The organism is Massilia sp. FBCC-B171 (assembly GCF_059134155.1).
In genome coordinates, this window is the sequence record NZ_CP101443.1 from 285,204 (window position 1) to 311,349 (window position 26,146).

Here is a 26,146-nt window from a genome sequence, read left to right on the forward strand (position 1 = left end):
CGCTGATTGCACCGTCCCCGGCCCTGCGAAACAGGCCAAAAAAGACCCTTGCAGATTACTATCCCCTACGGTTACAATCACGCCCCGAAGCAACGCTGCTATTTGTGCCAGGTTGGTAGTAAAGGCGGAAATAGTTGACAGCATGTTGAGCTTGCTTCATACTCTGCGGTTCTTCGCGGTGGGGTGGCCGAGTGGTTAAAGGCAGCAGACTGTAAATCTGCCCTCTCTGAGTACGCTGGTTCGAATCCAGCCCCCACCACCAAAATGAAGAAGTCGTGAAGACGAATTGAAGTTGTACCTCGCGGGTGTAGCTCAATGGTAGAGCAGAAGCCTTCCAAGCTTACGACGAGGGTTCGATTCCCTTCACCCGCTCCAGTAAATTGTGCTGCAGTCTGTGCAGTGCAAACAATAAGCCCTTTTAGCTCAGTGGTAGAGCACTCCCTTGGTAAGGGAGAGGCCACGTGTTCAATCCACGTAAAGGGCACCAGAATTTAAGCGGCAGTGCGTTGTACTCGTCCGTCATGTGTGCCTGGTAATTCTCAAAATATCGTTAGGAGTCTCAAATGGCAAAAGGTAAATTCGAGCGGACCAAGCCGCACGTCAACGTCGGTACCATCGGACACGTTGACCACGGCAAGACCACGCTGACCGCAGCAATCGCAACCGTCCTGTCGAAGAAATTCGGCGGCGAAGCAAAAGCATACGACCAGATCGATGCAGCGCCGGAAGAGAAGGCACGCGGCATTACCATCAACACCGCGCACGTCGAGTACGAAACGGAAAACCGTCATTACGCGCACGTTGACTGCCCAGGCCACGCCGACTACATCAAGAACATGATTACCGGTGCTGCCCAGATGGACGGCGCGATCCTGGTGTGCTCGGCCGCTGACGGTCCAATGCCACAGACCCGCGAGCACATCCTGCTGGCGCGTCAGGTTGGCGTTCCATACATCATCGTGTTCCTGAACAAGTGCGACCTGGTCGACGACGCAGAACTGCTGGAACTGGTCGAAATGGAAGTGCGCGAGTTGTTGTCGAAGTACGAATTCCCAGGCGACGACCTGCCAATCATCAAGGGTTCGGCACGTATGGCCCTCGAAGGCAAGCCGGGCGAAATGGGCGAAGACTGCATCATCGCTCTGGCGCATGCACTCGACACCTACATCCCAACGCCAGAGCGCGCTGTGGACGGCGCCTTCCTGATGCCAGTGGAAGACGTGTTCTCGATCTCGGGCCGCGGCACCGTCGTTACCGGTCGCGTTGAGCGCGGTATCGTCAAGGTCGGCGAAGAAATCGAAATCATCGGCATCGTCGACACCGTCAAGACCACCTGCACCGGCGTGGAAATGTTCCGCAAGCTGCTGGACCAGGGTCAAGCTGGCGACAACGTCGGCCTGCTGCTGCGCGGCACCAAGCGTGAAGATGTCCAGCGTGGTCAGGTCCTGGCAAAGCCAGGTTCGATCAAGCCGCACAACCACTTCACCGGCGAGATCTACGTTCTGTCGAAAGATGAAGGCGGCCGTCACACGCCATTCTTCAACAACTACCGTCCGCAGTTCTATTTCCGTACCACCGACGTGACCGGCTCGATCGAGCTGCCAGCGGACAAGGAAATGGTCATGCCAGGCGATAACGTGTCGATCACCGTCAAGCTGATCAACCCGATCGCCATGGAAGAAGGCCTGCGCTTCGCTATCCGTGAAGGCGGTCGTACCGTCGGCGCCGGTGTCGTTGCCAAGATCCTTGCTTAAGTAACACGTAGTTCGTAGGGCCGAAGGGGTGGTGTGTGCTGCCCCTTCAAAACATTCTCCACCATGCGCGCGTATGGTGTAGAATGCGCGATTCAGCTGAAGTCTTCGTAGGGGTGTAGCTCAATTGGCAGAGCGTCGGTCTCCAAAACCGAAGGTCGCGGGTTCGATTCCCTCCGCCCCTGCCACCGAATTCTGGTGCGCAGCACCGAAAGTAAAGAAGAATGTCTAATCAATCCGTGCAAACCGTTAGCACCTCGAATGACAAGTTTAAGGTGGCCCTGGCGGTGGTTGCCGCGATTGCAGGCGTAGTCGGGTTCTTTTACCTGAAAGGCCAAAACAAACCAGCCTTGGTCGCCGCCGGCGCCCTCGTGGCTGGTTTAGTTTTTGCTGTCCTGCTTTTGTGGACCTCCACCTCCGGCCGTGAATTCCTGAACTTCGCCAAAGAGTCCGTTCGCGAAACCAAGAAAGTCGTCTGGCCGACCCGCAAGGAAGCGACCACGATCACCATGATCGTTTTCGCGTTTGTCGTCGTTATGGCGATCTTCCTGTGGGGCACGGATAAGCTGCTTGAATTCCTGTTGTACGACCTGGTCCTGGGGTGGAAGCAATAATGAACGATAACGTGCAAGAAAATACGCCGGACGAAGTGCCGGCGTCTGACGCTGGCGATTTGACTCCAGGCGCGGCGCAAGAGGCGGCGCCTGTCAGCGTCCCTGTCAGCAACAAGCGCTGGTACGTCGTTCACGTCTACTCGGGCATGGAAAAGAGCGTCATGCGCGCCCTGACCGAGCGCATCGAGCGCGGCGGCATGAGCGAGCAGTTCGGCCAGATCCTGGTCCCGACCGAAGAAGTCGTTGAAGTCAAGAACGGCACGAAATCGGTCACCGAACGCCGCTTTTTCCCGGGTTACGTGCTGGTCGAGATGGAAATGACCGACGAGACCTGGCACCTGGTCAAGAACACGAGCAAGGTCACCGGCTTCATCGGCGGCAAATCGAACAAGCCAACCCCGATTCCAGCGCGCGAGATCGACAAGATCATGCAGCAGGTCCAGGAAGGCGTCGAGAAGCCAAGGCCGAAAGTGCTGTACGAAGTGGGCGAGCAGGTCCGGATCAAGGAAGGCCCGTTCACCGACTTCAACGGCAACGTCGAAGAAGTGAATTACGAAAAATCGAAGGTGCGTGTGACTGTCACCATCTTCGGCCGCGCAACTCCGGTGGAACTGGAGTTCGGGCAAGTCGAAAAAGTATAAACGCAATAATCGGAGCGTCGCAGCAGCAAGGCGGAATCCGATAAGAGGAGCCCCGCCCAGCGACTAGCCGCGGTGGGGCGCTACTACTCAAAGCCAATCTAGGAGCACTCCATGGCCAAGAAAATCATTGGTTTTATCAAGCTGCAAGTGGCAGCTGGTAAAGCAAACCCATCCCCACCGATCGGCCCAGCACTGGGTCAGCGCGGCCTGAACATCATGGAATTCTGCAAGGCGTTCAACGCCCAGACCCAGGGTCTCGAGCCAGGCATGCCGATCCCAGTCGTGATCACCGCGTTCGCCGACAAGTCCTTCACCTTCGTGATGAAGACGCCTCCGGCAACCTACCTGATCAAGAAGGCCGCCGGCATTACCAAAGGTTCGCCGAAGCCACATACCGACAAAGTCGGCACGCTGACCCGTGCTCAGGCTGAAGAAATCGCAAAAACCAAGCAGCCGGACCTGACCGCAGCCGACATGGACGCAGCAGTGCGTATCATCGCCGGTTCGGCACGTTCGATGGGCATCACGGTGGAGGGTCTGTAATGGCTAAGCTGTCCAAGCGCGTTAAAGAAATGAAAGCTAAAGTCGACCGTAACAAGGTCTACGCCTTCGACAATGCGGTTTCGCTCGTCAAGGAATTCGCAACCGCCAAGTTCAACGAGTCGATCGATGTCGCCGTTCAGCTGGGTGTGGATCCGAAGAAGTCGGACCAGGTCGTTCGTGGTTCGGTCGTCCTGCCAGCAGGCACCGGCAAGACCGTGCGCGTCGCTGTCTTCGCGTCGGGCGACAAGGCCGAGGCTGCTAAAGCCGCCGGCGCCGACATCGTCGGTATGGAAGACCTGGCTGAGATGGTCAAAGCCGGCAACATGCCGTTTGACGTCGTCATCGCTTCGCCAGACACCATGCGTATCGTCGGTACCCTGGGCCAGATCCTGGGCCCACGTGGCCTGATGCCTAACCCGAAGGTCGGCACCGTCACCCCTGACGTCGCTACCGCGGTGAAGAACGCCAAAGCCGGTCAGGTCCAGTACCGTACCGACAAGGCTGGTATCATCCACGCCACCATCGGCCGCAAGTCGTTCGCCGATGCCGATCTGAAGGCCAACCTGTCGGCCCTGATCGAAGCACTGAACAAGGCCAAGCCGGCCACCTCGAAGGGCGTGTACCTGCGCAAGGTCGCGATCTCGTCGACGATGGGCACGGGCGTCCGTGTCGATCACGCTTCGATCGCCGCTTAAGTTTTATAAGAATCAAGTCCCCGCAAGTGTTTAGCGGGGCGCATCTTTGGGCTGTCGGGGCTACCAAGTCCCGGCAGGCAATCAAAGACCGTTGGGCCGGGTGCAGTGGTTGGGCAACCGGTTAATACATCACCCAACGCAGATGGTGTACCCGAACAAGTTTTGTAGTCCATGCTGCGTGAATTCATCCGCGTTAGTTTGACTTCTTAACTTCGGACGCCGTGTTCGAACCGATGCGAACGCTTTTGTTCGCATTAATTAAGGAGATTGACCGTGGGTCTTAATCTGAATGACAAAAAGGCCGTCGTCGAAGAAGTGAGCGCGAAAGTAGCATCCGCGCAAACGATCGTCGTGGCCGAGTACCGTGGCATCCAGGTTAGTCACTTGACGAAACTCCGTGCAGCCGCGCGCTCGCAGGGTGTGTACCTGCGTGTTCTGAAGAACACGCTGGCACGCCGCTCTGTCGAAGGCACGCAGTTTGCCTCGCTGGCTGATGCCATGACCGGTCCGCTGATCTATTCGATCTCGGACGACGCCGTTGCAGCAGCGAAAGTCATCAACGACTTCGCTAAAACCAACGACAAACTGGTCGTGAAAGCCGGTAACTACGCAGGTAAGCAGCTCGACGTAGCTGGTGTTACCGCGTTGGCAAGCATCCCATCCCGTGAAGTCCTCATCGCTCAGCTGTTGGGCGTGATGCTGGCTCCGGTGTCGGGCTTTGCACGTGGCTTGGCTGCCCTGGCAGCGAAAAAAGGCGAAGGTTCGGAAGCTGCTCCTGCAGCCGAAGAAACCGCTGCAGCGTAAGCGCAGCCCTTTTTTCTCAAGTAACTAATCTGTACTACAAACACAACATATTTGGAGTTTCAAATGGCAATTAGCAAAGACGATATCCTGAACGCAGTGAGCGAAATGTCCGTCATGGACCTGAACGACCTGGTCAAGGCATTCGAAGAGAAGTTCGGCGTGTCGGCAGCTGCAATGTCGGCTCCTGCAGCTGGCGGCGGCGCTGCTGCTGCTGCTGTCGAAGAGCAGACCGAGTTCAACGTCGTGCTGACCGAAATCGGCGCGAACAAGGTCGGCGTCATCAAAGCCGTCCGCGAAATCACCGGTCTGGGCCTGAAAGAAGCCAAGGACGTGGTTGACGGTGCACCAAAGACCGTCAAAGAAGCCATGCCTAAAGCTGACGCTGAAGCCGCCAAGAAAAAGCTGGAAGATGCCGGCGCCAAGGCAGAACTGAAGTAATCAAAAGCGATGGGCGTCGTCATGGCGCCCAAAGCCTGAGTCAAAGCTTGCAAGCCCCGTCGGAAGGCGGTGCTGCGGCTTTGGCTCTTTTGTCGTCCCTGCGTCAAACGCAATATGTTTGGTTCCAGCGCAACACGGCAAGAATCGTAGCACAGCATTCGCAGCACGCTAGTCCCTTTTCATTTGATGGAACAGCAAGAGACTTGAGGCCTTGTATGTGGTCGCTCCACCACTGGCAATCCCTGAATTCTCATCCTTTCTGTCACTCACGGAGTGTCCATGCACTACTCATTTACTGAGAAGAAACGCATTCGCAAGTCGTTCGCGAAGCGCGCCAACGTTCACAACGTTCCATACCTTCTGGCTACCCAGCTTGAATCCTACGAGAATTTCCTGCAGGCGGACGCTGGTCCTTCCGTTCGCAAGAATGAAGGCTTGCAGTCGGCTTTCAGCTCGATCTTCCCGATCGTGTCGCATAACGGCTTCGCCCGTCTCGAATTCCTGTCCTACGTGCTGGGTGACCCCGCGTTCGACGTCAAGGAATGCCAACAGCGTGGCCTGACCTTTGCCTCCCCACTGCGCGCCAAAGTGCGCCTGGTGATCCTGGACAAGGAATCGCCGACCAAGCCGGTCGTCAAGGAAATGAAAGAGCAGGAAGTGTACATGGGCGAATTGCCGCTCATGACCGCCAACGGTTCGTTCGTGATCAACGGCACCGAGCGTGTGATCGTCTCCCAGCTGCACCGTTCTCCGGGCGTGTTCTTCGAGCACGACCGCGGCAAGACGCACTCGTCGGGCAAGCTGCTGTTCTCGGCACGTATCATTCCTTACCGCGGCTCGTGGCTCGACTACGAGTTCGACCCGAAAGACATCCTGTTCTTCCGCGTCGACCGCCGCCGCAAGATGCCGGTGACGATCCTGCTGAAAGCCATTGGCATGACGCCGGAACAGATCCTGGCGAACTTCTTCGTATTCGATAATTTCACCCTGCGTTCCGAAGGCGGCGAAATCGAATTCGTCTCCGAGCGTCTGCGCGGCGAAGTGGCGCGTTTCGACATCGTCGATCCGAAGACCGGCAAGACCCTGGTCACCAAGGACAAGCGCATCAATGCCAAGCATGTGCGCGACATCGAAGCGGCCGGCATCAAGGCCATCTCGGTTCCTGAAGACTACCTGATCGGCCGTATCCTGGCCCGCAACATTGTCGACGCCGACACCGGCGAAATCATCGCGTCCGCCAACGACGAGCTGACCGACGAGCTGCTGGGTAAATTGCGCGACGCTAACGTCGACGCGATCCAGACCCTGTATACGAACGACCTGGACCAGGGCGGCTACATCTCGCAAACCCTGCGCACCGACGACACCGCCGACCAGATGGCCGCGCGCGTGGCGATCTACCGCATGATGCGTCCTGGCGAACCGCCAACCGAAGAGTCGGTCGAAGCCCTGTTCAACGGCCTGTTCTACAGCCCTGAGCGCTACGACCTGTCGGCTGTCGGCCGCATGAAGTTCAACCGCCGTATCGGCCGCGACGAACTCGTCGGCGCGATGACGCTGTCGAACGAAGACATCCTGGCCGTGATCAAGATCCTGGTCGAGCTGCGCAATGGCCGCGGCGAAGTCGACGACATCGATCACCTGGGTAACCGCCGCGTGCGTTGCGTGGGCGAACTGGCCGAAAACCAGTTCCGCGCCGGCCTCGTGCGCGTTGAGCGCGCCGTCAAGGAACGCCTCGGCCAGGCCGAAGCGGACAACCTGATGCCGCACGACCTGATCAACAGCAAACCGATCTCGGCCGCGATCCGTGAATTCTTCGGTTCGTCCCAGCTGTCGCAGTTCATGGACCAGACCAACCCGCTGTCGGAAATTACGCACAAGCGTCGTGTTTCCGCCCTGGGACCTGGCGGCCTGACCCGCGAACGCGCCGGCTTCGAGGTGCGCGACGTGCACCCGACCCACTACGGCCGCGTCTGCCCGATCGAAACGCCTGAAGGCCCGAACATCGGCCTGATCAACTCGCTGGCTCTGTACGCCCGCCTGAACGAATACGGCTTCCTGGAAACCCCGTACCGCAAGGTCGAAGGCTCCAAGGTCACCGACAAGATCGACTACCTGTCCGCCATCGAAGAAGGCCGCTACATCATCGCCCAGGCGAATGCGACCATCAACGCCGAAGGCCAGCTGGACGATGAACTGGTGTCGGCACGTGAAGCCGGCGAAACGATTCTGGTCTCGCCAGAGCGCATCCAGTACATGGACGTGGCGCCTGGCCAGATCGTCTCGGTCGCAGCTTCGCTGATTCCGTTCCTCGAGCACGATGATGCGAACCGTGCACTGATGGGCGCGAACATGCAGCGTCAGGCCGTGCCTTGCCTGCGTCCTGAAAAGGCGCTGGTCGGTACCGGTATCGAGCGCACCGTCGCAGTCGACTCGGGTACCACCGTGCAGGCTGTGCGTGGCGGCGTCGTCGATTACATCGATGCGGGCCGTGTGGTTATTCGTGTCAACGACGATGAAGCCTTTGCCGGCGAAGTCGGTGTCGACATCTACAACCTGATCAAGTACACCCGTTCGAACCAGAACACGAATATCAACCAGCGTCCGATCGTGCAGGTTGGCGACCGCGTTGCCAAGGGCGACGTGATCGCCGATGGCGCATCGACCGACCTGGGCGAACTGGCCCTGGGTCAGAACATGCTCGTGGCCTTCATGCCATGGAATGGTCTGAACTTCGAGGATTCGATCCTGATCTCGGAAAACGTCGTCAAGGACGACCGCTACACCTCGATTCACATCGAAGAGCTGTCGGTTGTCGCACGTGATACGAAATTGGGCGCGGAAGAAATCACCCGCGACATCTCGAACCTGGCTGAAAACCAGCTGGCGCGCCTGGATGAATCGGGCATCGTCTACATCGGCGCCGAAGTCACCGCCGGCGACGTGCTGGTCGGTAAGGTCACGCCAAAAGGCGAGACCCAGCTGACGCCGGAAGAGAAGCTGCTGCGCGCGATCTTCGGCGAAAAAGCATCCGACGTGAAAGACACCTCGCTGCGCGTGCCTTCGGGCATGGTCGGCACCGTCATCGATGTGCAGGTGTTCACCCGCGAAGGCATCGTCCGCGACAAGCGCGCCCAGCAGATCATCGATGATGAGCTCAAGCGCTTCCGCCTCGACCTGAACGACCAGATGCGTATCGTGGAGGGCGACGCCTTCCAGCGTCTGGAGCGTATGCTGGTGGGTAAGGTCGTCAACGGCGGCCCGAAGAAGCTGGCGAAAGGTGCTGCAATTACGTCGGAATACCTGGCTGACCTGGACAAGTTCCACTGGTTCGACATCCGTCCGGCCGACGACGAGAGCGCCAACGCACTGGAAGCGATCAAGGAATCGATCAACGAGAAGCGCCACCAGTACGACCTGGCCTTCGAAGAAAAGCGCAAGAAGCTGACGCAAGGCGACGAGCTGCAGCCAGGCGTGCAAAAGATGGTCAAGGTCTACCTGGCCGTCAAGCGCCGCCTGCAGTCGGGCGACAAGATGGCAGGTCGCCACGGTAACAAGGGTGTTGTGTCGCGCATCGTGCCGGTGGAAGACATGCCGTTCATGGCGGACGGCACCCCAGCCGACGTCGTGCTGAACCCGCTGGGCGTTCCTTCCCGAATGAACGTCGGTCAGATCCTGGAAACCCACCTCGGTTGGGCAGCCAAGGGCCTGGGCCTGCGTATCGGCGAAATGCTGCAGAAGCAGGCAGCAGTCGAAGAAGTCCGTGGTTTCCTGGGCCAGATCTACAACGAGACCGGCAAGAAGGAAGACCTCGACAGCTTCAACGACGACGAGATCATGGGCCTGGCCGGCAACCTGAAGAAGGGTGTGCCGTTTGCAACGCCAGTCTTCGATGGCGCCCACGAAACCGAGATCCTGCGCATGCTGGACCTGGCTTACCCGGACAAGATTGCCGCGCACCTTGGCATGACCCCGTCGAAGAACCAGGTCACGATGTACGACGGCCGCACCGGCGAAGCATTCGAGCGCAAGGTCACCGTTGGCTACATGCACATGCTGAAACTGCATCACCTGGTGGACGACAAGATGCACGCGCGTTCGACCGGTCCTTACTCGCTCGTGACGCAGCAGCCACTGGGCGGTAAAGCCCAGTTCGGCGGCCAGCGCTTCGGTGAGATGGAGGTGTGGGCACTGGAAGCGTACGGCGCATCGTACGTGCTGCAGGAAATGCTGACGGTCAAGTCGGATGACGTGAATGGCCGTACCAAGGTGTACGAGAACCTGGTCAAGGGTGACCACGTGATCGACGCCGGCATGCCTGAGTCGTTCAACGTGCTGGTCAAGGAAATCCGCTCGCTGGGTATCGATATCGACCTCGAGCGTAACTAAGAAGGTAGGGAAGGGGAGCCTTTCCCTTCCCGCACTACCCGATTGGTTTGGGATGCGTTGCATCCCGAAATAGAAATTTAGTCACCTCTGGAGTGATACATGAAAGCACTGCTCGATCTATTCAAGCAAGTACAGCAAAATGAAACCTTCGACGCCATCAAGATTGGCCTGGCGTCGCCCGAAAAAATTCGTTCGTGGTCGTTCGGTGAAGTCAAGAAGCCCGAGACCATCAACTACCGTACCTTCAAGCCTGAGCGTGACGGCCTGTTCTGCGCCAAGATCTTTGGCCCGATCAAGGATTACGAATGCCTGTGCGGCAAGTACAAGCGCCTGAAGCACCGCGGCGTCATCTGCGAAAAGTGCGGCGTCGAAGTCACGCTGGCCAAGGTGCGCCGTGAGCGCATGGGCCACATCGAGCTCGCCTCGCCAACCGCGCACATCTGGTTCCTGAAGTCGCTGCCGTCGCGCCTGGGCATGGTCCTGGACATGACGCTGCGGGACATCGAACGCGTCCTGTACTTCGAAGCATACGTCGTGACCGATCCTGGCATGACCCCGCTGAAGAAGTGCCAGATCATGTCGGAAGACGACTACGCCGCCAAGTACGAAGAGTACGGCGACGACTTCACCGCCTACATGGGCGCCGAAGGTATCCGTGAACTGCTGCGCTCGATCGACATCCACCGCGATGCCGAAGCCCTGCGCGTGGAACTGAAGGAATCGAAGTCCGAAGCGAAGATCAAGAAATACGCCAAGCGCCTGAAAGTGCTCGAGGCATTCCAGCGTTCGGGCATCAAGCCTGACTGGATGATCATGGAAGTGCTCCCGGTCCTGCCGCCGGAGCTGCGTCCGCTCGTCCCGCTGGATGGTGGCCGTTTCGCGACCTCCGACCTGAACGACCTGTATCGCCGCGTCATCAACCGTAATAACCGCCTGAAGCGCCTGATGGAACTGCGCGCTCCTGAGATCATTACGCGTAACGAAAAGCGCATGCTGCAGGAAGCGGTCGACTCGCTGCTGGACAACGGCCGTCGCGGTAAAGCGATGACCGGCGCCAACAAGCGTCCGCTGAAGTCGCTGGCCGAGATGATCAAGGGTAAGGGCGGTCGTTTCCGTCAGAACTTGCTGGGCAAGCGCGTCGACTACTCGGGCCGTTCGGTCATCGTGGTGGGTCCACAGCTGAAACTGCACCAGTGCGGCCTGCCGAAGCTGATGGCCCTGGAACTGTTCAAGCCGTTCATCTTCAACAAGCTCGAACTGATGGGTCTGGCAACGACCATCAAGGCGGCCAAGAAGCTGGTCGAAATCCAGGAACCAGTCGTCTGGGACATCCTGGAAGACGTCATCAAAGAACACCCGGTGATGCTGAACCGTGCACCAACCCTGCACCGTCTCGGTATCCAGGCGTTCGAGCCGGTCCTGATTGAAGGCAAGGCCATCCAGCTGCACCCACTCGTCTGCGCGGCGTTCAACGCCGACTTCGACGGTGACCAGATGGCTGTCCACGTCCCGCTGTCGATCGAAGCGCAGATGGAAGCGCGTACGCTGATGCTGGCGTCGAACAACATCCTGTTCCCATCGAACGGCGAACCGTCGATCGTGCCGTCCCAGGATATCGTGCTGGGTCTGTACTACGCATCGCGCGAGGCGATCAACGCCAAGGGCGAGGGCATGATGTTCCCGGACGTGTCGGAAGTCATCCGCGCGTACGACAACAAGGAAGTCGAACTGGCGACCCGCATCACCGTGCGTATCGTCGAGTTCCCACGCGTTGCCGGCACCGACGAGTTCGAGCGCACCGTCACGCGTTACGAAACCACGGTTGGCCGCGCCATCCTGTCCGAGATCCTGCCGAAGGGCCTGCCGTTCAGCGTGCTGAACCGTTCGCTGAAGAAGAAGGAAATCTCGAAGCTGATCAACACGTCGTTCCGCAAGTGCGGACTGCGTGCAACGGTCGTGTTTGCCGACAAGCTGATGCAGTCGGGCTTCCGCCTGGCAACGCGCGCCGGTATCTCGATCGCCGTCGACGACATGATGATCCCGGACGTCAAGAAGGGCATGATCGCGGCCGCCGAAGCCGAAGTGAAGCAGATCGAGCAGCAGTACAGCTCGGGTCTGGTCACGGCCGGCGAGCGTTACAACAAGGTCGTCGACATCTGGGGCAAGACCTCCGATGAAGTCGGCAAGGCGATGATGGACCAGCTCAAAGTCGAGCCGGTCACCCGTCGTGACGGCACCCAGGGCACCCAGGAATCGTTCAACGCGATTTACATGATGGCCGACTCGGGCGCGCGTGGTTCGGCAGCCCAGATTCGCCAGCTGGCGGGTATGCGAGGCCTGATGGCGAAACCGGACGGTTCGATTATCGAAACGCCGATTACCGCGAACTTCCGCGAAGGCCTGAACGTGTTGCAGTACTTCATCTCGACGCACGGCGCCCGTAAGGGTCTGGCCGACACCGCGCTGAAGACCGCAAACTCGGGTTACCTGACCCGCCGCCTGGTCGACGTGACCCAGGATCTGGTCGTGATCGAGGACGATTGCGGCACGACCAACGGCACGCACATGAAGGCGATGGTCGAAGGTGGTGAAGTCATCGAAGCGCTGCGCGACCGTATCCTCGGCCGCGTGACGGGTCATGACGTCATCAATCCTGAAAGCCAGGAAACCGTGTTCCCGGCCGGCACCCTGCTGGACGAAGACATGGTCGAAGAGATCGAGCGTCTCGGCATCGACGAAGTCAAGGTTCGCACCCCGCTGAACTGCGACACCCGTTATGGCCTGTGCGCTTCGTGCTACGGCCGTGACCTGGGCCGCGGCTCGATGGTCAACAGCGGCGAAGCAGTTGGTGTTGTTGCAGCACAGTCGATCGGTGAGCCGGGTACCCAGCTGACCATGCGTACCTTCCACATCGGTGGTGCGGCATCGCGTGCAGCAGTGGCATCGTCGGTCGAAGCCAAGTCGAACGGCACGGTCCGCTTCACGGCGACCATGCGTTACGTCACCAACGGCAAGGGCGCGCAAATCGTCATCTCGCGTTCGGGCGAAGTCCTGATCACGGACGACCATGGCCGCGAGCGCGAGCGTCACAAGGTGCCGTACGGCGCGACCCTGATGGTCAAGGACGGTATGGTTGTCAAAGCCGGTATCGCCCTGGCAACCTGGGATCCGCTGACCCGTCCGATCATTACCGAGTACGCCGGTACGATCCGCTTCGAGAACGTGGAAGAGGGCGTCACCGTTGCTCGCCAGGTCGATGACGTCACGGGTCTGTCGACCCTCGTCGCAATCGATCCGAAGCGTCGTGGTTCGGCCGGTAAAGTGCTGCGTCCACAGGTCAAACTGCTGAACGAAGAGAACCAGGAAGTCAAGATTGCCGGCACCGAACACGCCGTGGCCATCGGTTTCCAGGTTGGCGCGCTGATCATGGTCAAAGATGGCCAGTCGGTCTCGGTGGGTGAAGTGCTGGCACGTATCCCGACCGAATCGCAGAAGACCCGCGACATTACCGGTGGTCTGCCACGCGTTGCCGAGCTGTTCGAAGCACGTTCGCCGAAAGACGCGGGCATGCTGGCCGAAGTCACCGGTACGGTCGCCTTCGGTAAAGAGACCAAAGGTAAGCAGCGTCTGGAAATCACGGACATGGACGGCAACAAGCACGAGTTCCTGATCACCAAGGACAAGCAAGTGCTGGTCCACGATGGTCAAGTCGTGAACAAGGGCGAGATGATCGTCGATGGTCCGGCCGATCCGCAGGACATCCTGCGCCTGCTGGGTATCGAAGCGCTGGCCCGTTACATCGTCGACGAAGTGCAGGACGTCTACCGTCTGCAGGGCGTGAAGATCAACGACAAGCACATCGAAGTGATTGTTCGTCAGATGCTGCGCCGTGTGGCGATCGTCGAAGCCGGCGACACCGACTACATCGTCGGCGAGCAGGTGGAGCGTTCGGAGCTGCTGGAAGAGAACGATCGCATGGAAGCGGCAGGCAAACTGCAGGCAACCTACGAAAACGTGCTGCTGGGTATTACCAAGGCATCGCTGTCGACCGATTCGTTCATCTCGGCCGCATCGTTCCAGGAAACCACCCGCGTGCTGACCGAAGCGGCGATCATGGGCAAGCGCGACGGTCTGCGCGGCCTGAAGGAAAACGTCATCGTCGGCCGCCTGATCCCTGGCGGTACCGGTCTGGCATTCCACCGCGCTCGCAAAGAGAAGGAAGTGTGGGAGGCGGAAGAGCGCCAGGCACTGCTGCAGCAGGAGAAGGCGAATATGGCTGCCGAACTGCAGGCGATGGAAGATCAGCAGAATGCGGCGGCTCCGGTGGAGCAGCATGGCGACGGCGAGTAATCGTCTTCGTTAGCTGAAAGCGAAAACGGCACCCTGAGGGGTGCCGTTTTTTTTCTAGGAAAGCAAAAGGGGCTTGGCTGGCACAACTTGATGCGTTGAAGGTCTAACGCGGATTGAGTTAGGGAGAACGCCATGTCCCGTGATACCGCCCGAGCCGAGCCGGTCGAAGAAGTCCGGCTTACCCCTTGCATGCTCACCTGTCCGGCATGTGGGCAGCCGATGTCGGTGGCGTACACCAAAAAGCGCAAGCTGATGACCCGACGTGGACTAGTGCGCCTGCACCTGTCCATTCGTCGCTGCGAGCACGCCGGCTGCACCTGTTTCCATCATCCCTACCATCCCGAGGACGAAGGCCACTGGGCCTTGCCGGCGCAGGAATTTGGCCTGGACGTCGTTTTGCGCGTCGGGCAGTTGCGCTACCGCGAGCATCGCTCATGCACGGAAATCCACGCGCAACTGGAACAGGAAGGCGTGTCGCTGGCGCTGCGCACGACACAAAACCTGCTGGCCCAGTACGATCTTTTGTTAAGCCTGGCTCTGGAGACGCTTCCGGAGCGCGCGTCCCAGCTGTCAGCGCAGGGACGCGTCATCCTCGCCGTCGATGGCCTGCAGCCCGATGTCGGTCACGAAGTACTGTGGGTGGTGCGAGACGTCCTGTCCGGAACAATCCTGTGCGCGCGCAGCCTGCTTTCGTCGGCAAGCACTGAACTGCGCGCACTCATCGAGGATGTCGCCGCCTCGCTGCCGGTGCCCGTGGTGGCCGTGCTCTCCGACGGGCAAAACAGCTTGCATATCGCAGTTGCCCAAGCCTTACCGGACGTGCCCCACCAGCTGTGCCAGTTCCACTATCTGCGCGAGGCAGCGCGGCCGATATGGGAAGCGGACCGCCACGCTAAAAAGGAATTGAAAAAACGCGTGCGCGACGTGCGTAGCATCGAGCGCTCGGCCGAGCATCAAACCGATGCCGGCGACGACGTGGTGCTGGGTTACTGCGCGGCCGTGCGCAGTGCCATGACCGACGACGCCCGGCCACCCTTGGCGTTTTCCGGATTGCAGCTGGCTGAGCGAATAGAACAGATCGAAACCAGCCTGGAAACAGCAGGCAAAAAAAGGGGGCGCCGGCCACGCTGAAGCGACTCCAAGGCATCCTGCAACGCGCCCTTGCATACTGCGCGCCGCTGTGGCCAGAGGTGAGGCGAGGCGCGCAATGGGTGCGCCAGGCCAGCACTATCCTGGACAATGCAGACGGCGCAAGCACGCAGACAGTACGGCGGCGCTACGACCAATGGTTGCAAGGGCTGGACGGGGCCGACGTGCCCGCAGCCCTACGCGCATCGGCGCAGCACTTCCTCAAGGTGACACGCAGTTACGGTGACAATCTGTTTTACTGCTACCGGATCGCTGACCTGCCACGTACTAACAATGCGCTGGAGCAGACGTTTGGCCGCGTGCGCTATCACGAGCGGCGAGCCAGTGGGCGCAAAGTCGCGTCCCCCTCACTCGTGACCGACGGCAGTGTGCGCGTGCCGGCGTCACTGTACACGCGGGACGCCTTGGTGACGGTGCAAATGCTGGCCAGCGTGCCGCATGCACGCTGGCGCGCACGACGCGCCGAACTCGAACAGCGACACAACGCGCGCCGCCTACGCTGCCGCTTCCGCAAACATCCCGAGCACTACCTTGCAATGCTTGAGCTGGAAATCGACAAGCTGACTTTGCTTTCCTAGTTTTTTTTCGCCATACGCTGAGAGACTCAGTGCTGATAAATGCTGGTCCAGTTACGCGAGCCTGTCTGGTTCACACTGGCCGCATACCCCTCGCCGGCCTGGCGCACGAGCGCCGTGCTGTTGTTGCCCAGTTGCGCGATCAGGGCAGTGTTTCCCAAGCCCGGGAAGCCGGCGCGGCCTTGGGTGACGCTGGCGAAGTTGTTGCTGCCATTCTGGTCAATGTCTGCCTGATGCGCGTCGCCGGACTGGTTTATCTCGGCACGGTTGAGCGTTCCCAGCTGCCCAACCGTGATATTGGAATCCCAACCACCGGTCTGAAAGGCACTCACGCTGTTCATCGTGCCGGTTTGCAGGACGACCTGGCGGGAGCCTGGCGCACTTTCCGAACCTACCGAGGCGCGATTGCCGTCGCCGTTCTGCGTCACGTCCGGACCGTAGAACGTAGCATCGTACTGCCTGATCATGAGCTGGTTGCCGCTACCGTTCTGCGTGGCCCGGACGCTTGTATCGCCGCTGCTGAGCTGCTCGATGCGGGCCAGGTTGCCAATCCCGCTCTGCTCGATGGTGGCAGGACTGTAGGACACGATGTTCTGCCGGATCGTGGCGTCGTTCCGTGTCCCGCGTTGGGTGATCGTGGCGTTGAGCGGCGCGATCATCCCGGACGTTCCGTCCTGCGTGATCCCTGCGTTGTTTCCAGAACCGGCCTGGTCAACCAGAGCGGACGTCTGGTAGTGATTGTCTCGTTGGAATATGCCCCCGCCGGAGGAGCCGGGGCCGCCTACGTGATTGTTGTCGCCGACCTGGATGATGGTCGCGCTGATGCCCAATGGTTGGCTCGTGTCGTACGGTGTCAGGCCGACCTGCTCCGTGGATGACGTGTTGCGGTAGCCCTGCTGTGTCACCGTAACCGTTTGCGCTGAGGCGAGATGGCAAACGCTGACCAGGCTAACGCCGACGGCGATCGCCGACAGTGTGGTTCTCATGAGAACGCTCCTTGAAAAGATAACGAAATAAGAGTGGATACAAAAAAAAATAACTTCTCGTGCATCGAGTGTAGTGGGCGACCAAGCCGGGCCATTGAGCTTTCTCCGGTGTGCGGCCGAGGCGGCTATCTGCTAATGAAAACGGCACCTTCGGGTGCCGTTCTTTTCTCTCCGTACGCCGGACATCCGGATACCCATACGCGCAGCAAGCGAACAGCCGGCGTTACCTGTTACCGGATTTAGTGTTGATAAATGCTGGTCCAGTTGCCCGAGCCGGTCTGGTTCACGTTGGCCGTATAGCCGTCGCCCACCTGACGCACGATTGCGCGGTTGCTGTTGCCCAACTGCGCGATCTGGGCAGTGTTTCCGACGAAGGGGCTGGTCGTGAGGCGGCTCTGGGTGACGCTCGCGACGTTGTTGCTGCCGTTCTGGTCGATAGTCGCTAAGTTAGTCATGCCGGTCTGGTTTGCGTCGACACGGTTGCCCGATCCCAGCTGCCCGATTGTGATCGCGGCATCGAAACCGTCGGTCTGAACGGTGCTTGCGCTGTTCATCGTGCCGGTTTGCAGGAGGGTCTGGTCCCCCCCATCGTTCATGAATACCGAGGCGGTGTTGCCGTCGCCGTTCTGCGTAATGTCCTGGCCGATAAATCCGCTGATCTGGCTCACCGTCAGCCTGTTGCCGGTTCCATTCTGTGTGGCGCGCGTGTGCGAATCGCCGGTGGCGAAATGGTCCAAGCGGATCACGTTGCCAATGCCGTTCTGCTCGACGGTGGCAGGGGTGGTCGCGACGCGGATCTGCCTGATCGTGGCGTCGTTCAGTGTGCCGTGTTGCGTAATCCTGGCAATGGCGGGTCCGCTAAGACTCACTGTTCCATCTTGCGTGATACTTGCGTTGTTTCCAGAACCGTTCTGGTTAACCACAGCGAGCGCCCCCTCCCAGTAATTGTCGCGCTGGAAAATGCCGCTACTGGAGGCGCCGGGGCCGCCGACATGGTTGTTGTTGCCGATTTGCGTGATCGTTGCGGTGGCGACGCCCCTTGGAGGGCCCGGGTCGGTCACTATCGCGCCGACCTGCTCCGCGGACGACGTGTTGCCGTAGCCCTGCTGTGTCACCGTAACCGTCTGGGCCGAAGCGAACTGGCAAGCGCAGGCGAGGCTGGCGCCGATGGCAATTGCCGATAGTGCGGTTTTCATGAGATTGATCCTCAAAGTTGAAAAAAGTGGGACATTTGCACGCGGCACGCATCAGGTGTCTGACATCTAGACACGGCCCTGCCGCTTCCGCCTGGTTCTTCTCGACGCCGTGTGTAAATGTCAAACGTGACCTTGCTACTTGACTGCTAAGGTTAACGGCACGTAGGTACTGTTTTTTTTCCATCTGCGACGGACGTCTGGATACCCGTTGAGCTCGGGAAGCGAGCGGCCCGCGTTGCGGGTTACCCTCCTTAGTGTTGATAAATGCTGGTCCAATTACCCGAGCCGGTCTGGTTCACGTTGGCCATGTATCCTTGGCCGTACTGGCGCACTCTTGCACTGTTGCTGTTGCCGAGCTGGGCGATCAGGGCAGTGTTGAGCCCGCCGCCCAGGATGGGGCCCTGGGTGACGCTGGCGAAGTTGTTGTTGCCGTTCTGGTCGATGGTCGCCGACTGAGCGTAGCCGGTCTGGTTTGCGTCGGCATGGTTGCCCGATCCCAGCTGCCCGATCGTGATCGTGGCATCGAAACCGTCGGTCTGGACGGTGCTTGCGCTGTTCATCGTGCCGGTTTGCAGGATGGTCTGGTCGCCGGCACCCATATTGTCCGCGATTGCCAAGACGGTATTGGCGTCGCCGTTCTGCGTGATATGCGGGCCCCTGTACGCGCCCCCACGCTGGCTGACCGTGAGCTGGTTGCCGGTACCGTTCTGCGCTGTCCGGATCCTCGTGTCGCCGCTGTCGACCTGTTCCACGCGCGCCAGGTTGCCGATGCCGTTCTGCTCGACGGTGGCAGGGCTGTAGGACACGATGTGCTGCCGGATCGTTGCGTCGTTGCGCGTTCCCCGTTGCGTAATCGTGGCGTCGACCGGCGCGAGCATTCCGGAGGTTCCGTCCTGCGTGATCCCCGCGTTGTTTCCGGAACCGACCTGTTCAACCACAGCGGCCGTCTCGTAGTGATTGTCGCGCTGGAATATGCCTCCGCCGGAGGAGCCGGGGCCGCCCACGTGGTTGTTGTCGCCGATCTGGGTGATGGCCGCGCTAACGGCCAATGGTTGGGCCGTGTCGTACGGTGTCAGGCCGACCTGCTCCGCGGACGACGTGTTGCCGTAGCCTTGCTGTGTCACCGTAACGGTTTGGGCCGAAGCGAAATGGCAGGCACAGGCCAGGCTGGCGCCGATGGCGATCGCCGACAGTGCGGTTCTCATGAGATTGCTCCTCGAAGTGGAAAAACGAAGTAAGCAGTCGCCCTAATGCTGGACGATTGTGGCGGACTTGCCATTGCCGTACTGGGTGATGCGGGCCATGCCCTCGCGGCCGTACTGCTCGATGCGGGCCGTGTTCAGGACGCCCTGCTGGTCGATGGCCGCGCGGTTGCCCAGGCCGGCTTGCAGGATGCTGGCCTCGTTCTGCTGGCCGCGCTGCTGCACGAGGGCCTGGTTATCCAGTCCGGTTTGGATGAGGTTCGCGCTGTTGCCGCTGCCCGACTGCAACACCGAAGCCTGAAGCTGCTGTTGCTGGCCCAGCAGGGCGCGTGCTGCCGCCTGCGCGGCCGCTGGCGGCCCGAGTTCGGACGGGGCGAGGTCGCCGGCACAGGCGCCGGAGATGAGCGCCATGGCCAGCAGGCTGCAGAAGCCGCCCCGCGCTGCGTTCATAGCGTGCTCCCGGAGGTGGCATCTGCCACGCGGCGATCCTCGGCTGCCGCGGCAGTGCGGGTTGCGCCAGGCGGCGTGCGGCCGGCGCTCAGATAACGTTTGAGGACCGGATTGGCCATCTCGGCCTGGTTCTGCAGCGTCCAGTTGCCGGCCTGGATGCCCTGGGCGACCAGGTGCGCCACCGCCGATTCGATCGCCTCGCTGACGCACAATTGCGCCGGCTCGTTGCGGGTGGTGCCGGCCTCGAATTCGGCGAGGTCTTTCACGTTGACGAACTTGAATACACTGGGGTGGAGTTCGTAGGAATAAATGCTTTTCGTGGTCGATACGCTCTGCAGGATCTGGCCGCCGCGGATGTCGACCGTGCGCAGGCTGACCGTCACCTGGTCCACCCGGTATTGGGTCGACAGGCCGATGCCGAGGAAGCGCGCGCCCACGCCGCCGGTGCGCACATTGCTTTCGTAGGCCACGATGCCGCCCTCGATCAGGACCGAGGCCGCCAGCAGCGGCGGGATCTTGACCTCCGGCGCGCCCGGCGGCTGCGGCATTTCCAGCGCGCGCACGATCTTGCGTTCGGTCAGCAAATTCTGCAGGTTCTCGCGTTCGACCGGGATGAACCAGCCCGAATCCTGCAGCGCCCGAACCAGCATCGACGAGGCGCCCTGCGTCACCGCGGTCGAAAACGAGCTGTCCGGCGCGGGTTTATATTGGCCGGTCTGGTCGCGGATGCCATACACGGCCACGGCGATCTTGCCCATCGGCGCAGGCAGTTTCAACAAGTCGCGGGTAATGCTGGTCTCGGGCGTAAGCTGGGCGTTGTCCCGTACCCCCGACGGCGCGTGGGCGCAGCCGCTCATCAAGAGCAGGAGCGCCAGTGCGGCCAATGTTGCCGGGTGCGCGGCCTTCATTGCGAGACCTCGAACGAGGTGACGGCGCCGCTCGCCTTGTCGGTGGTGGTCACGCGCAGTACGCCGCCGCCGAGGTCGGTGACCGTGATGAGGAAGTTCTCGGTCGAAAAGGAGCCAGGCATGAGCTTGCCGTCCGGCCCCATGAGCTTCGAGGTCGCGGAGGTGGCGAGCTGGCTCAGCACCATCCGCTCGAGGGTCTGGTTGAACTGCGCCAGCGGCGACTGGTTCAGGGCCGACGACCCGAGCCCCTGGGCGCTGTGCTTGTTGGTGGCCGTCGCCGACGCGAGCAGGCCCGGTGCGTTCAATGGCGAGCCGCCGAAATTCGGATTGACCGGCACATAGACAAGCTCGGTCGCGCAGGTGGCGCCGCTCCACAGCAGGACGCCGCAGGCGAAGGTCAGGGATGGTCGGACGGGCATGGCTCGCTCCTTCATGGCAGGATCAGAATTCGTCAGGCGCAAGATCGGCATCGCGGATGAATTGCCGCTGGCGCTCGATCTCGAGGATGGCCTGGTAGACGCTTTCGGCGGCGCTGGCGCCGAGTTCTTTCAGCCCGGCGCGCGCCGAGGGCAGCTGCGCCTGGTACACCCGCCGCTGGGCGAAGTCGATCCAGACCTGGCTGCCCCAGCGTGCCGACGGCCGCTCGCGGATGGCGATCGTGTAGCGCTCGCTGCCCGGCTTGTCGCGCCACTCCACGCCCAGGCGATCGCAGAATTCATGCCCCGCGACCGTGACGGCCTGGCAGGTGACGAGGCCCCAGGCATCGACCGGCTCGGTGGACTCGGCTGCGCATGCGCCCGCCGTGAAGGTGAGCACTGACAAGGCCAGGAAGCGGATGAAGCGGTCAATGCATCGCGCGAGTTGCATGATGGATATAAAAAAGATAACTTCTCATACATGGAGTGTAGTGGGGGAACAAGCTCGGCCTTTGAGCCTGATCAGTGCACCAGACTGAAGCGACGATCACGGAATATCTGGCCATCAAACTCGCTAATTGACTGAGGGCAAGTTACTATGAAAGATAACTTGCTGAATTTGCATCCTTCGGACAGCGCTCTTCACCATGCCAATCACCAGAACCGTTCGCCCCGCTACCAGCGCCGATGCCGATCGCATCTGCGCCATCTACAACCACTACATTGCAACCACGACCATCTCGTTCGAGGAGGCGCCCGTCACGGCCGCCGACATGGCGCAGCGTATTGCCGATGTGACTGCTGCCAAGCTGCCCTGGCTGGTCATGCTCGAGGGCGACACGCTGACCGGCTACGCCTACGCCACCAAATGGCGCGTGCGGGCCGCCTACCGCTTCGCGGTCGAGAGCTCGGTCTATCTCGACCCGGCGCATGCCGGCAAAGGCGCAGGCACGATGCTGTATGAGGCACTACTCAATGAACTGCGCCAGCGCGAACTGCACCTGGCCATCGGCGGCATCGCGCAGCCGAACGAAGCGAGCGTGCGCCTGCACGAGCGGCTGGGTTTCAAGAAGGTGGCGCACTTCGAGGAGGTCGGGCTGAAGTTCGGGCGCTGGATCGATGTCGGGTACTGGCAGCTGAAGCTGATTGACACCGCATGAACCCACCACTGCCTTGCCTGATCCTGATCGACATGCAAAAAGGAATGGCGAATCCCGCTGCCGGCAGCCGCAACAATCTTCAGGCGGAAGACAATATCGCGCAGCTCCTGCAGGCCTGGCGCGCGGCGGGTGCCTACATCGTCCACGTGCGCCATATCTCGCGCTCGCTGGCGTCTGCCTTCGCACCCGGGCAATCCGGCGTCGAGTTCCAGGACGCGCTGCAGCCGCTGGCACACGAACACGTGGTCGAGAAGAACGTGCCGGACGCGTTCATCAATACCGCGCTGGAACGCTGGCTGCGGGTGCGCAATTTGAATGACATCGTGCTGGTCGGCGTCAGCACCAACAACTCGGTAGAAGGCAGCGCGCGCACGGCGGGCAACCTGGGTTTTAATACCGTCGTCGTTTCCGATGCGAGCTTTGCGTTTGCGATGCGCGACTACGCCGGCGTGCAGCGCAGTGCCGACGAGGTGCATGCGATGGCGCTTGCGAACCTGGATGGCGAATATGCGGCGGTCAAGGATACGCAGGCCGTGCTCGCGCAGTTCGCAGCCTTGCAGCGTTAAGCTTCCATGGACGCGCACGCATTCGACACCGACGGCTTCACCACGCTTCCCCGTGTTTTGGCGCCAGACGAATGCGAGCGGCTGCTGGCGGAGTCGATCAGTCTCGACGCCACGTCGGCTGGATCGCGCTGCCTTCTGCAGCATGCCTGGTGCCGGGATCTCGTCGCGCGGCTACGCTTGCATCCCGAAATCGCCGCGCTGCTGCCCGCCGCGCACGTGGCTGTCCAATGCACCTATTTTGAAAAGTCGCTGTCCCGTAACTGGCTGGTGCCGATTCACCAGGACCTGAGCATTCCGGTGGCGGCGCGGGTCGACCATCCGGCCTTGCGCGGCTGGGCGGAGAAGGAGGGCGCTTTATTCGTGCAGCCTCCCGCGGCGCTGCTCGAACGGCTGCTCGCGATCCGCCTGCATCTGGATCCGTGCAGCGAGGCCGATGGGCCGCTGCAGTTCATTGCCGGCAGCCATACCCATGGCCGGATCGATGCGGCCGACGCAGCCAACTGGCGCCGCACCCGGCCCCTGGCCACCTGCACCCACGCACAGGGGGACGCGCTCCTGATGCGGCCGCTGGTGCTGCACGCGTCGTCCAAGGCATCCGGCACCAGCCTGCGGCGCGTGCTGCATCTCGTCTTCGGCCCGCCGACGCTGCCGTATGGGCTGCGCTGGCAAAACCCGGTCTGATCGGCGCGGGTCGAGATTGGGCCAATGCCTGCCGGGTAACTTCAGCCGGGCTCCCTCATCATTTCGGATGCACTACACTTTTCGGCGTTGGACTATCTCGTTTGAATAACCGGATGACTGAAAGGGTAAGCCATGAAAGCTCAATGGATTTGCGCACTGGTGCTCAGTTCGACCTGGGCGGCGGCGGCCGTGCACGCGGCGGAAATGCGCGCGACGATGAATACGGTGTCGGAAAGCGGCGTCGGCGCCTCAAGCGGCACGGTGACGATCAGCGAATCGAAATACGGCCTCGTGTTCACGCCGGCACTCACCGGCCTGCCGCCGGGCGTGCACGGCTTCCACGTGCATGAAAACGGCAGCTGCGCGACGAACGAGAAGGACGGCAAGCCGGTGCCGGCAGGTGCGGCGGGCGGGCACCTGGATACCACCAAGAGCAAGAAGCACGGGCTGCCGTGGGGCGATGGGCATATCGGCGACTTGCCGGCGCTGTATGTGGAGAGCGCGGGGGCGGCGAATAATCCGGTGCTGGCGCCGCGCCTGAAGCTCAAGGATGTGAAAGGCAAGGCGCTGATGGTGCATGCGGGCGGGGATAATCATGCGGATCATCCGGCGCCGCTGGGTGGGGGAGGAGCGAGGATTATGTGCGGGATTATTGAGTGAAATAAAATTTCAAGGGCATCATAACAATGAAATAATATTTCATACTAATTCAATGTAAAACGCCCGATTATCTCGGGCGTTTTACATTTGAGCTGCTATTGGAGAGGAAATAAGACTTCAAAATTTCAACGTAAAAGCTGCTTGTGGGCAACAATTTGGTTTAAAATAGTTGATTATTATAAATATAATGAACGTGAAAACTTTGGTATTCACGTCGTCAACTACTGGAAACCATGTTCCCCCCTAATCTGAAAAGACCGCTGATCACGCTGCTCGTCGCGGCGATCTGCGCCCAGTCGACCATCGTCAATGCCCAGGACTACAATGCCGGGCAACAGTCCGAAAGCGACCCTTGCGCCAGCAACACCAGCCAGGCAGTCGGCGCAGTGGCCGGCGCCCTGCTTGGCGCCTGGCTCGGTAGCAAGGTCGGCAAGGGCAACGGCCGAAAACTCGCCACCGTTGCCGGCGCCGTTGGCGGCCTGGCACTCGGCAATTACATCGGATCTGAAATGGACCGGCGTAAATGCGAGGTCTCAAAAATTGCCAAACAAAATAACCTGAATGTCGTTATCAGCGACATCCGCACCGGCGGCGGCGAGGAAAAACCTGCAGAGGGAGAAGAGCGCGCGGGCCTCAGCATTTCCATCCAGGATCGCATCGACAACGGCGACCTGACGGACCAGGCCGGAGGTGAAACACTGGGCAATGCGGCCGCAAGCGCGCAGTTCCAGAGCGGCTCCGATGTCCTCAACAGCAGGGCCGAGCATTACTTCCGCGAGATTGCACTGACCTATGTGAAGGCGTTCAACGGCGCCGCGCAAGCGAACGCATCGCAGGAAGATGCCGAGTCGGCACGGCGCCTGCGCGAGAAGCGCATCTTCGTGCTTGGTCATACCGACGACACCGGCAGCTCGCGCCTGAATGCGGATCTGTCGGAAAAGCGCGCCCGTGCCGTCGCCCGCCTCTTCAGCGATGCCGGTGTACCGATGAATCAGATCTACTTCCAGGGCAGCGGCGAGACCCAGCCGGTTGCGGACAACCGCAGCCCGGAGGGCCGTGCCCTGAACCGCCGCGTCGAAATCGTCGACCTAGCCGACGAACCGGCTTTCCAGCGTTACCTCGCCAACCGCGCGGCAAATGTGGGTTTCTACCGTATCGCCGCAGCACCGGCGCCAGCGCAGGAGACCCATCCGCATGCCGAAGAGGTGAATGCTGTACAACCGGCGCCGCGCGCCGCGCGCCCGGCCAAAACCGGCACGAAAGTGGCGGTCCAGCCCGAGACCACCCCTGCAGCGAGCATGGCGCCGGTCCGCAGCGCTACAGCGACCAGGCCGGCCGTCCCGGCGGCCGCCGCAGTGCATCCGCGTGCGGCTGCACCCGCCATCGATTTCGGCGGCAGCGCCAGCCTGGCCCAGGCCGCCACGATCGACATCGGCAAGCCCGTTGCCGCCAAAACCTCGTGGAGCCTGATCGCCACGGCGCACGCGGACGACCTGCCGATGGCGCGCGCCTGTACCGACGACCGCCCGCGTATCGCCAACCCGGTGCGCGAACTCACCGGCAACCGCGCCTACCCAACCTCGGAATATGTGCCGGGCCTGTACAGCACCTCCTGGGTCGACCAGGTCAACGGCAACCTGGTGGCGCTGACCAAGGTAGCGGTCCTGCGCGATGGCGCCGCCCCTGTGGGCAAGCCGACGGTGCTGGTCTACAAGGCCGGCGCCGACGGCAAGCCCAATACCCGCGGCAAGCCGGACTTCAAAACCGAAGCCTACGTGAATGCTTATCAAGGCCAGAACGGCCTGCTGTACCGCGTCTTCGTCGATGGGCCGATCAAATGCCTCGACGTCGTGATGCGCCCGGGCCAGTCCGTCAGCGCCGACTCGAACCTGTATTACCAGTCCGGCGCGACCATGATGGTCAAAACCTTCCAACCCAAACTCGTACGCAACTAATTCACCGAAAAGTCCTG

Annotated in this window: 22 protein-coding genes and 4 tRNA genes; 19 read left to right on the top strand and 7 right to left on the bottom strand. The window is 60.9% G+C overall.

The window, feature by feature from the left end:
* Positions 1-177: 177 nt before the first annotated feature.
* From NMB41_RS01330 to NMB41_RS01395, 14 genes are all read left to right on the top strand, one after another.
* Positions 178-262, top strand: a tRNA-Tyr gene (locus tag NMB41_RS01330).
* A 39-nt stretch (positions 263-301) separates the two neighbouring features.
* A tRNA-Gly gene (locus tag NMB41_RS01335) sits at positions 302-375 on the top strand.
* Between the two features lie 37 nt (positions 376-412).
* Positions 413-487: transfer RNA gene (locus NMB41_RS01340), tRNA-Thr, on the top strand.
* 76 nt (positions 488-563) lie between these two features.
* Positions 564-1,754 (top strand): elongation factor Tu, encoded by a 1,191-nt coding sequence (tuf, locus tag NMB41_RS01345; protein WP_494380048.1) that lies wholly within the window; start codon positions 564-566, stop codon positions 1,752-1,754.
* 109 nt (positions 1,755-1,863) lie between these two features.
* A tRNA-Trp gene (locus NMB41_RS01350) sits at positions 1,864-1,939 on the top strand.
* Positions 1,940-1,975: 36 nt separating this feature from the next.
* Positions 1,976-2,365 (top strand): preprotein translocase subunit SecE, encoded by a 390-nt coding sequence (secE, locus tag NMB41_RS01355; RefSeq protein ID WP_494380702.1) that lies wholly within the window; start codon positions 1,976-1,978, stop codon positions 2,363-2,365.
* Positions 2,365-3,006, top strand: coding sequence for a transcription termination/antitermination protein NusG (nusG, locus tag NMB41_RS01360; protein WP_494380703.1), 642 nt, complete (start codon positions 2,365-2,367; stop codon positions 3,004-3,006). Before secE ends, nusG begins: the two co-directional genes overlap by 1 nt.
* A 111-nt stretch (positions 3,007-3,117) precedes the next feature.
* Positions 3,118-3,549, top strand: coding sequence for a 50S ribosomal protein L11 (gene rplK / locus NMB41_RS01365; protein ID WP_192055850.1), 432 nt, complete (start codon positions 3,118-3,120; stop codon positions 3,547-3,549).
* Positions 3,549-4,244 carry a 50S ribosomal protein L1 gene (gene rplA / locus NMB41_RS01370; RefSeq protein ID WP_494380704.1) on the top strand — a complete coding sequence of 232 codons (696 nt, stop codon included), beginning with the start codon at positions 3,549-3,551 and terminating at the stop codon, positions 4,242-4,244. Before rplK ends, rplA begins: the two co-directional genes overlap by 1 nt.
* Before the next feature lie 273 nt (positions 4,245-4,517).
* The gene (gene rplJ / locus NMB41_RS01375; RefSeq protein ID WP_494380705.1) at positions 4,518-5,048 is read left to right on the top strand and encodes a 50S ribosomal protein L10; all 531 of its coding nucleotides are present in this window, start codon (positions 4,518-4,520) and stop codon (positions 5,046-5,048) included.
* A gap of 63 nt (positions 5,049-5,111) precedes the next feature.
* Positions 5,112-5,486: a 50S ribosomal protein L7/L12 gene (rplL, locus tag NMB41_RS01380; protein ID WP_494380706.1), complete on the top strand. Its 375-nt coding sequence runs from the start codon at positions 5,112-5,114 to the stop codon at positions 5,484-5,486.
* A gap of 279 nt (positions 5,487-5,765) precedes the next feature.
* On the top strand, positions 5,766-9,875 hold the full coding sequence (rpoB, locus tag NMB41_RS01385; protein WP_494380707.1) for a DNA-directed RNA polymerase subunit beta: 4,110 nt from the start codon (positions 5,766-5,768) through the stop codon (positions 9,873-9,875).
* Positions 9,876-9,974: 99 nt separating this feature from the next.
* Complete coding sequence (gene rpoC, locus NMB41_RS01390; protein ID WP_494380708.1) at positions 9,975-14,225, top strand: DNA-directed RNA polymerase subunit beta'; 4,251 nt, start codon at positions 9,975-9,977, stop codon at positions 14,223-14,225.
* Between the two features lie 219 nt (positions 14,226-14,444).
* A protein-coding gene (locus NMB41_RS01395; RefSeq protein ID WP_494382871.1) for a transposase occupies positions 14,445-15,952 on the top strand; the annotation gives its coding sequence in 2 pieces (ribosomal slippage) (positions 14,445-15,336 and positions 15,336-15,952; 1,509 coding nt in all).
* A 26-nt stretch (positions 15,953-15,978) separates the two neighbouring features.
* Here the strand turns inward: NMB41_RS01395 and NMB41_RS01400 are convergent.
* From NMB41_RS01400 to NMB41_RS01430, 7 genes are all read right to left on the bottom strand, one after another.
* Positions 15,979-16,935, bottom strand: coding sequence for a hypothetical protein (locus NMB41_RS01400; protein WP_494380709.1), 957 nt, complete (start codon positions 16,933-16,935; stop codon positions 15,979-15,981).
* A gap of 239 nt (positions 16,936-17,174) precedes the next feature.
* Positions 17,175-18,131 carry a hypothetical protein gene (locus tag NMB41_RS01405; protein ID WP_494380710.1) on the bottom strand — a complete coding sequence of 319 codons (957 nt, stop codon included), beginning with the start codon at positions 18,129-18,131 and terminating at the stop codon, positions 17,175-17,177.
* 251 nt (positions 18,132-18,382) lie between these two features.
* Complete coding sequence (locus NMB41_RS01410) at positions 18,383-19,336, bottom strand: hypothetical protein (RefSeq protein ID WP_494380711.1); 954 nt, start codon at positions 19,334-19,336, stop codon at positions 18,383-18,385.
* A 42-nt stretch (positions 19,337-19,378) separates the two neighbouring features.
* Entirely contained in the window at positions 19,379-19,783 is a 405-nt protein-coding gene (locus NMB41_RS01415; protein WP_494380712.1) for a hypothetical protein, read from the bottom strand.
* On the bottom strand, positions 19,780-20,691 hold the full coding sequence (locus tag NMB41_RS01420) for a CsgG/HfaB family protein (RefSeq protein WP_494380713.1): 912 nt from the start codon (positions 20,689-20,691) through the stop codon (positions 19,780-19,782). Before NMB41_RS01420 ends, NMB41_RS01415 begins: the two co-directional genes overlap by 4 nt.
* Entirely contained in the window at positions 20,688-21,110 is a 423-nt protein-coding gene (locus tag NMB41_RS01425) for a curli assembly protein CsgF (protein WP_494380714.1), read from the bottom strand. Before NMB41_RS01425 ends, NMB41_RS01420 begins: the two co-directional genes overlap by 4 nt.
* A gap of 22 nt (positions 21,111-21,132) precedes the next feature.
* Complete coding sequence (locus NMB41_RS01430) at positions 21,133-21,558, bottom strand: CsgE family curli-type amyloid fiber assembly protein (RefSeq protein ID WP_494380715.1); 426 nt, start codon at positions 21,556-21,558, stop codon at positions 21,133-21,135.
* 196 nt (positions 21,559-21,754) lie between these two features.
* On the opposite strand from NMB41_RS01430, the gene NMB41_RS01435 reads away from it, so the two are divergent.
* From NMB41_RS01435 to NMB41_RS01455, 5 genes are all read left to right on the top strand, one after another.
* Entirely contained in the window at positions 21,755-22,267 is a 513-nt protein-coding gene (locus NMB41_RS01435) for an arsinothricin resistance N-acetyltransferase ArsN1 family B (protein ID WP_494380716.1), read from the top strand.
* A complete protein-coding gene (locus tag NMB41_RS01440; protein WP_494380717.1) occupies positions 22,264-22,833 on the top strand; it encodes a cysteine hydrolase family protein in 570 nt (189 codons plus the stop codon). The genes NMB41_RS01435 and NMB41_RS01440 overlap by 4 nt, the downstream gene beginning before the upstream one ends.
* Positions 22,834-22,839: 6 nt before the next feature.
* Positions 22,840-23,514 carry a phytanoyl-CoA dioxygenase family protein gene (locus tag NMB41_RS01445; protein WP_494380718.1) on the top strand — a complete coding sequence of 225 codons (675 nt, stop codon included), beginning with the start codon at positions 22,840-22,842 and terminating at the stop codon, positions 23,512-23,514.
* A 132-nt stretch (positions 23,515-23,646) separates the two neighbouring features.
* Positions 23,647-24,174, top strand: a complete 528-nt coding sequence (gene sodC, locus NMB41_RS01450) for a superoxide dismutase [Cu-Zn] SodC (protein ID WP_494380719.1) — start codon at positions 23,647-23,649, stop codon at positions 24,172-24,174.
* A 233-nt stretch (positions 24,175-24,407) separates the two neighbouring features.
* Entirely contained in the window at positions 24,408-26,129 is a 1,722-nt protein-coding gene (locus tag NMB41_RS01455; protein ID WP_494380720.1) for an OmpA family protein, read from the top strand.
* Positions 26,130-26,146: the final 17 nt, after the last annotated feature.

Coding starts and splice junctions, on each gene's coding strand:
- tuf (WP_494380048.1), top strand. CDS start 564: ATGGCAAAAGGTAAATTCGAGCGGACCAAGCCGCACGTCAACGTCGGT.
- secE (WP_494380702.1), top strand. CDS start 1,976: ATGTCTAATCAATCCGTGCAAACCGTTAGCACCTCGAATGACAAGTTT.
- nusG (WP_494380703.1), top strand. CDS start 2,365: ATGAACGATAACGTGCAAGAAAATACGCCGGACGAAGTGCCGGCGTCT.
- rplK (WP_192055850.1), top strand. CDS start 3,118: ATGGCCAAGAAAATCATTGGTTTTATCAAGCTGCAAGTGGCAGCTGGT.
- rplA (WP_494380704.1), top strand. CDS start 3,549: ATGGCTAAGCTGTCCAAGCGCGTTAAAGAAATGAAAGCTAAAGTCGAC.
- rplL (WP_494380706.1), top strand. CDS start 5,112: ATGGCAATTAGCAAAGACGATATCCTGAACGCAGTGAGCGAAATGTCC.
- rpoB (WP_494380707.1), top strand. CDS start 5,766: ATGCACTACTCATTTACTGAGAAGAAACGCATTCGCAAGTCGTTCGCG.
- rpoC (WP_494380708.1), top strand. CDS start 9,975: ATGAAAGCACTGCTCGATCTATTCAAGCAAGTACAGCAAAATGAAACC.
- NMB41_RS01400 (WP_494380709.1), bottom strand. CDS start 16,935: ATGAGAACCACACTGTCGGCGATCGCCGTCGGCGTTAGCCTGGTCAGC.
- NMB41_RS01405 (WP_494380710.1), bottom strand. CDS start 18,131: ATGAAAACCGCACTATCGGCAATTGCCATCGGCGCCAGCCTCGCCTGC.
- NMB41_RS01410 (WP_494380711.1), bottom strand. CDS start 19,336: ATGAGAACCGCACTGTCGGCGATCGCCATCGGCGCCAGCCTGGCCTGT.
- NMB41_RS01415 (WP_494380712.1), bottom strand. CDS start 19,783: ATGAACGCAGCGCGGGGCGGCTTCTGCAGCCTGCTGGCCATGGCGCTC.
- NMB41_RS01420 (WP_494380713.1), bottom strand. CDS start 20,691: ATGAAGGCCGCGCACCCGGCAACATTGGCCGCACTGGCGCTCCTGCTC.
- NMB41_RS01425 (WP_494380714.1), bottom strand. CDS start 21,110: ATGCCCGTCCGACCATCCCTGACCTTCGCCTGCGGCGTCCTGCTGTGG.
- NMB41_RS01430 (WP_494380715.1), bottom strand. CDS start 21,558: ATGCAACTCGCGCGATGCATTGACCGCTTCATCCGCTTCCTGGCCTTG.
- NMB41_RS01435 (WP_494380716.1), top strand. CDS start 21,755: ATGCCAATCACCAGAACCGTTCGCCCCGCTACCAGCGCCGATGCCGAT.
- NMB41_RS01440 (WP_494380717.1), top strand. CDS start 22,264: ATGAACCCACCACTGCCTTGCCTGATCCTGATCGACATGCAAAAAGGA.
- NMB41_RS01445 (WP_494380718.1), top strand. CDS start 22,840: ATGGACGCGCACGCATTCGACACCGACGGCTTCACCACGCTTCCCCGT.
- sodC (WP_494380719.1), top strand. CDS start 23,647: ATGAAAGCTCAATGGATTTGCGCACTGGTGCTCAGTTCGACCTGGGCG.
- NMB41_RS01455 (WP_494380720.1), top strand. CDS start 24,408: ATGTTCCCCCCTAATCTGAAAAGACCGCTGATCACGCTGCTCGTCGCG.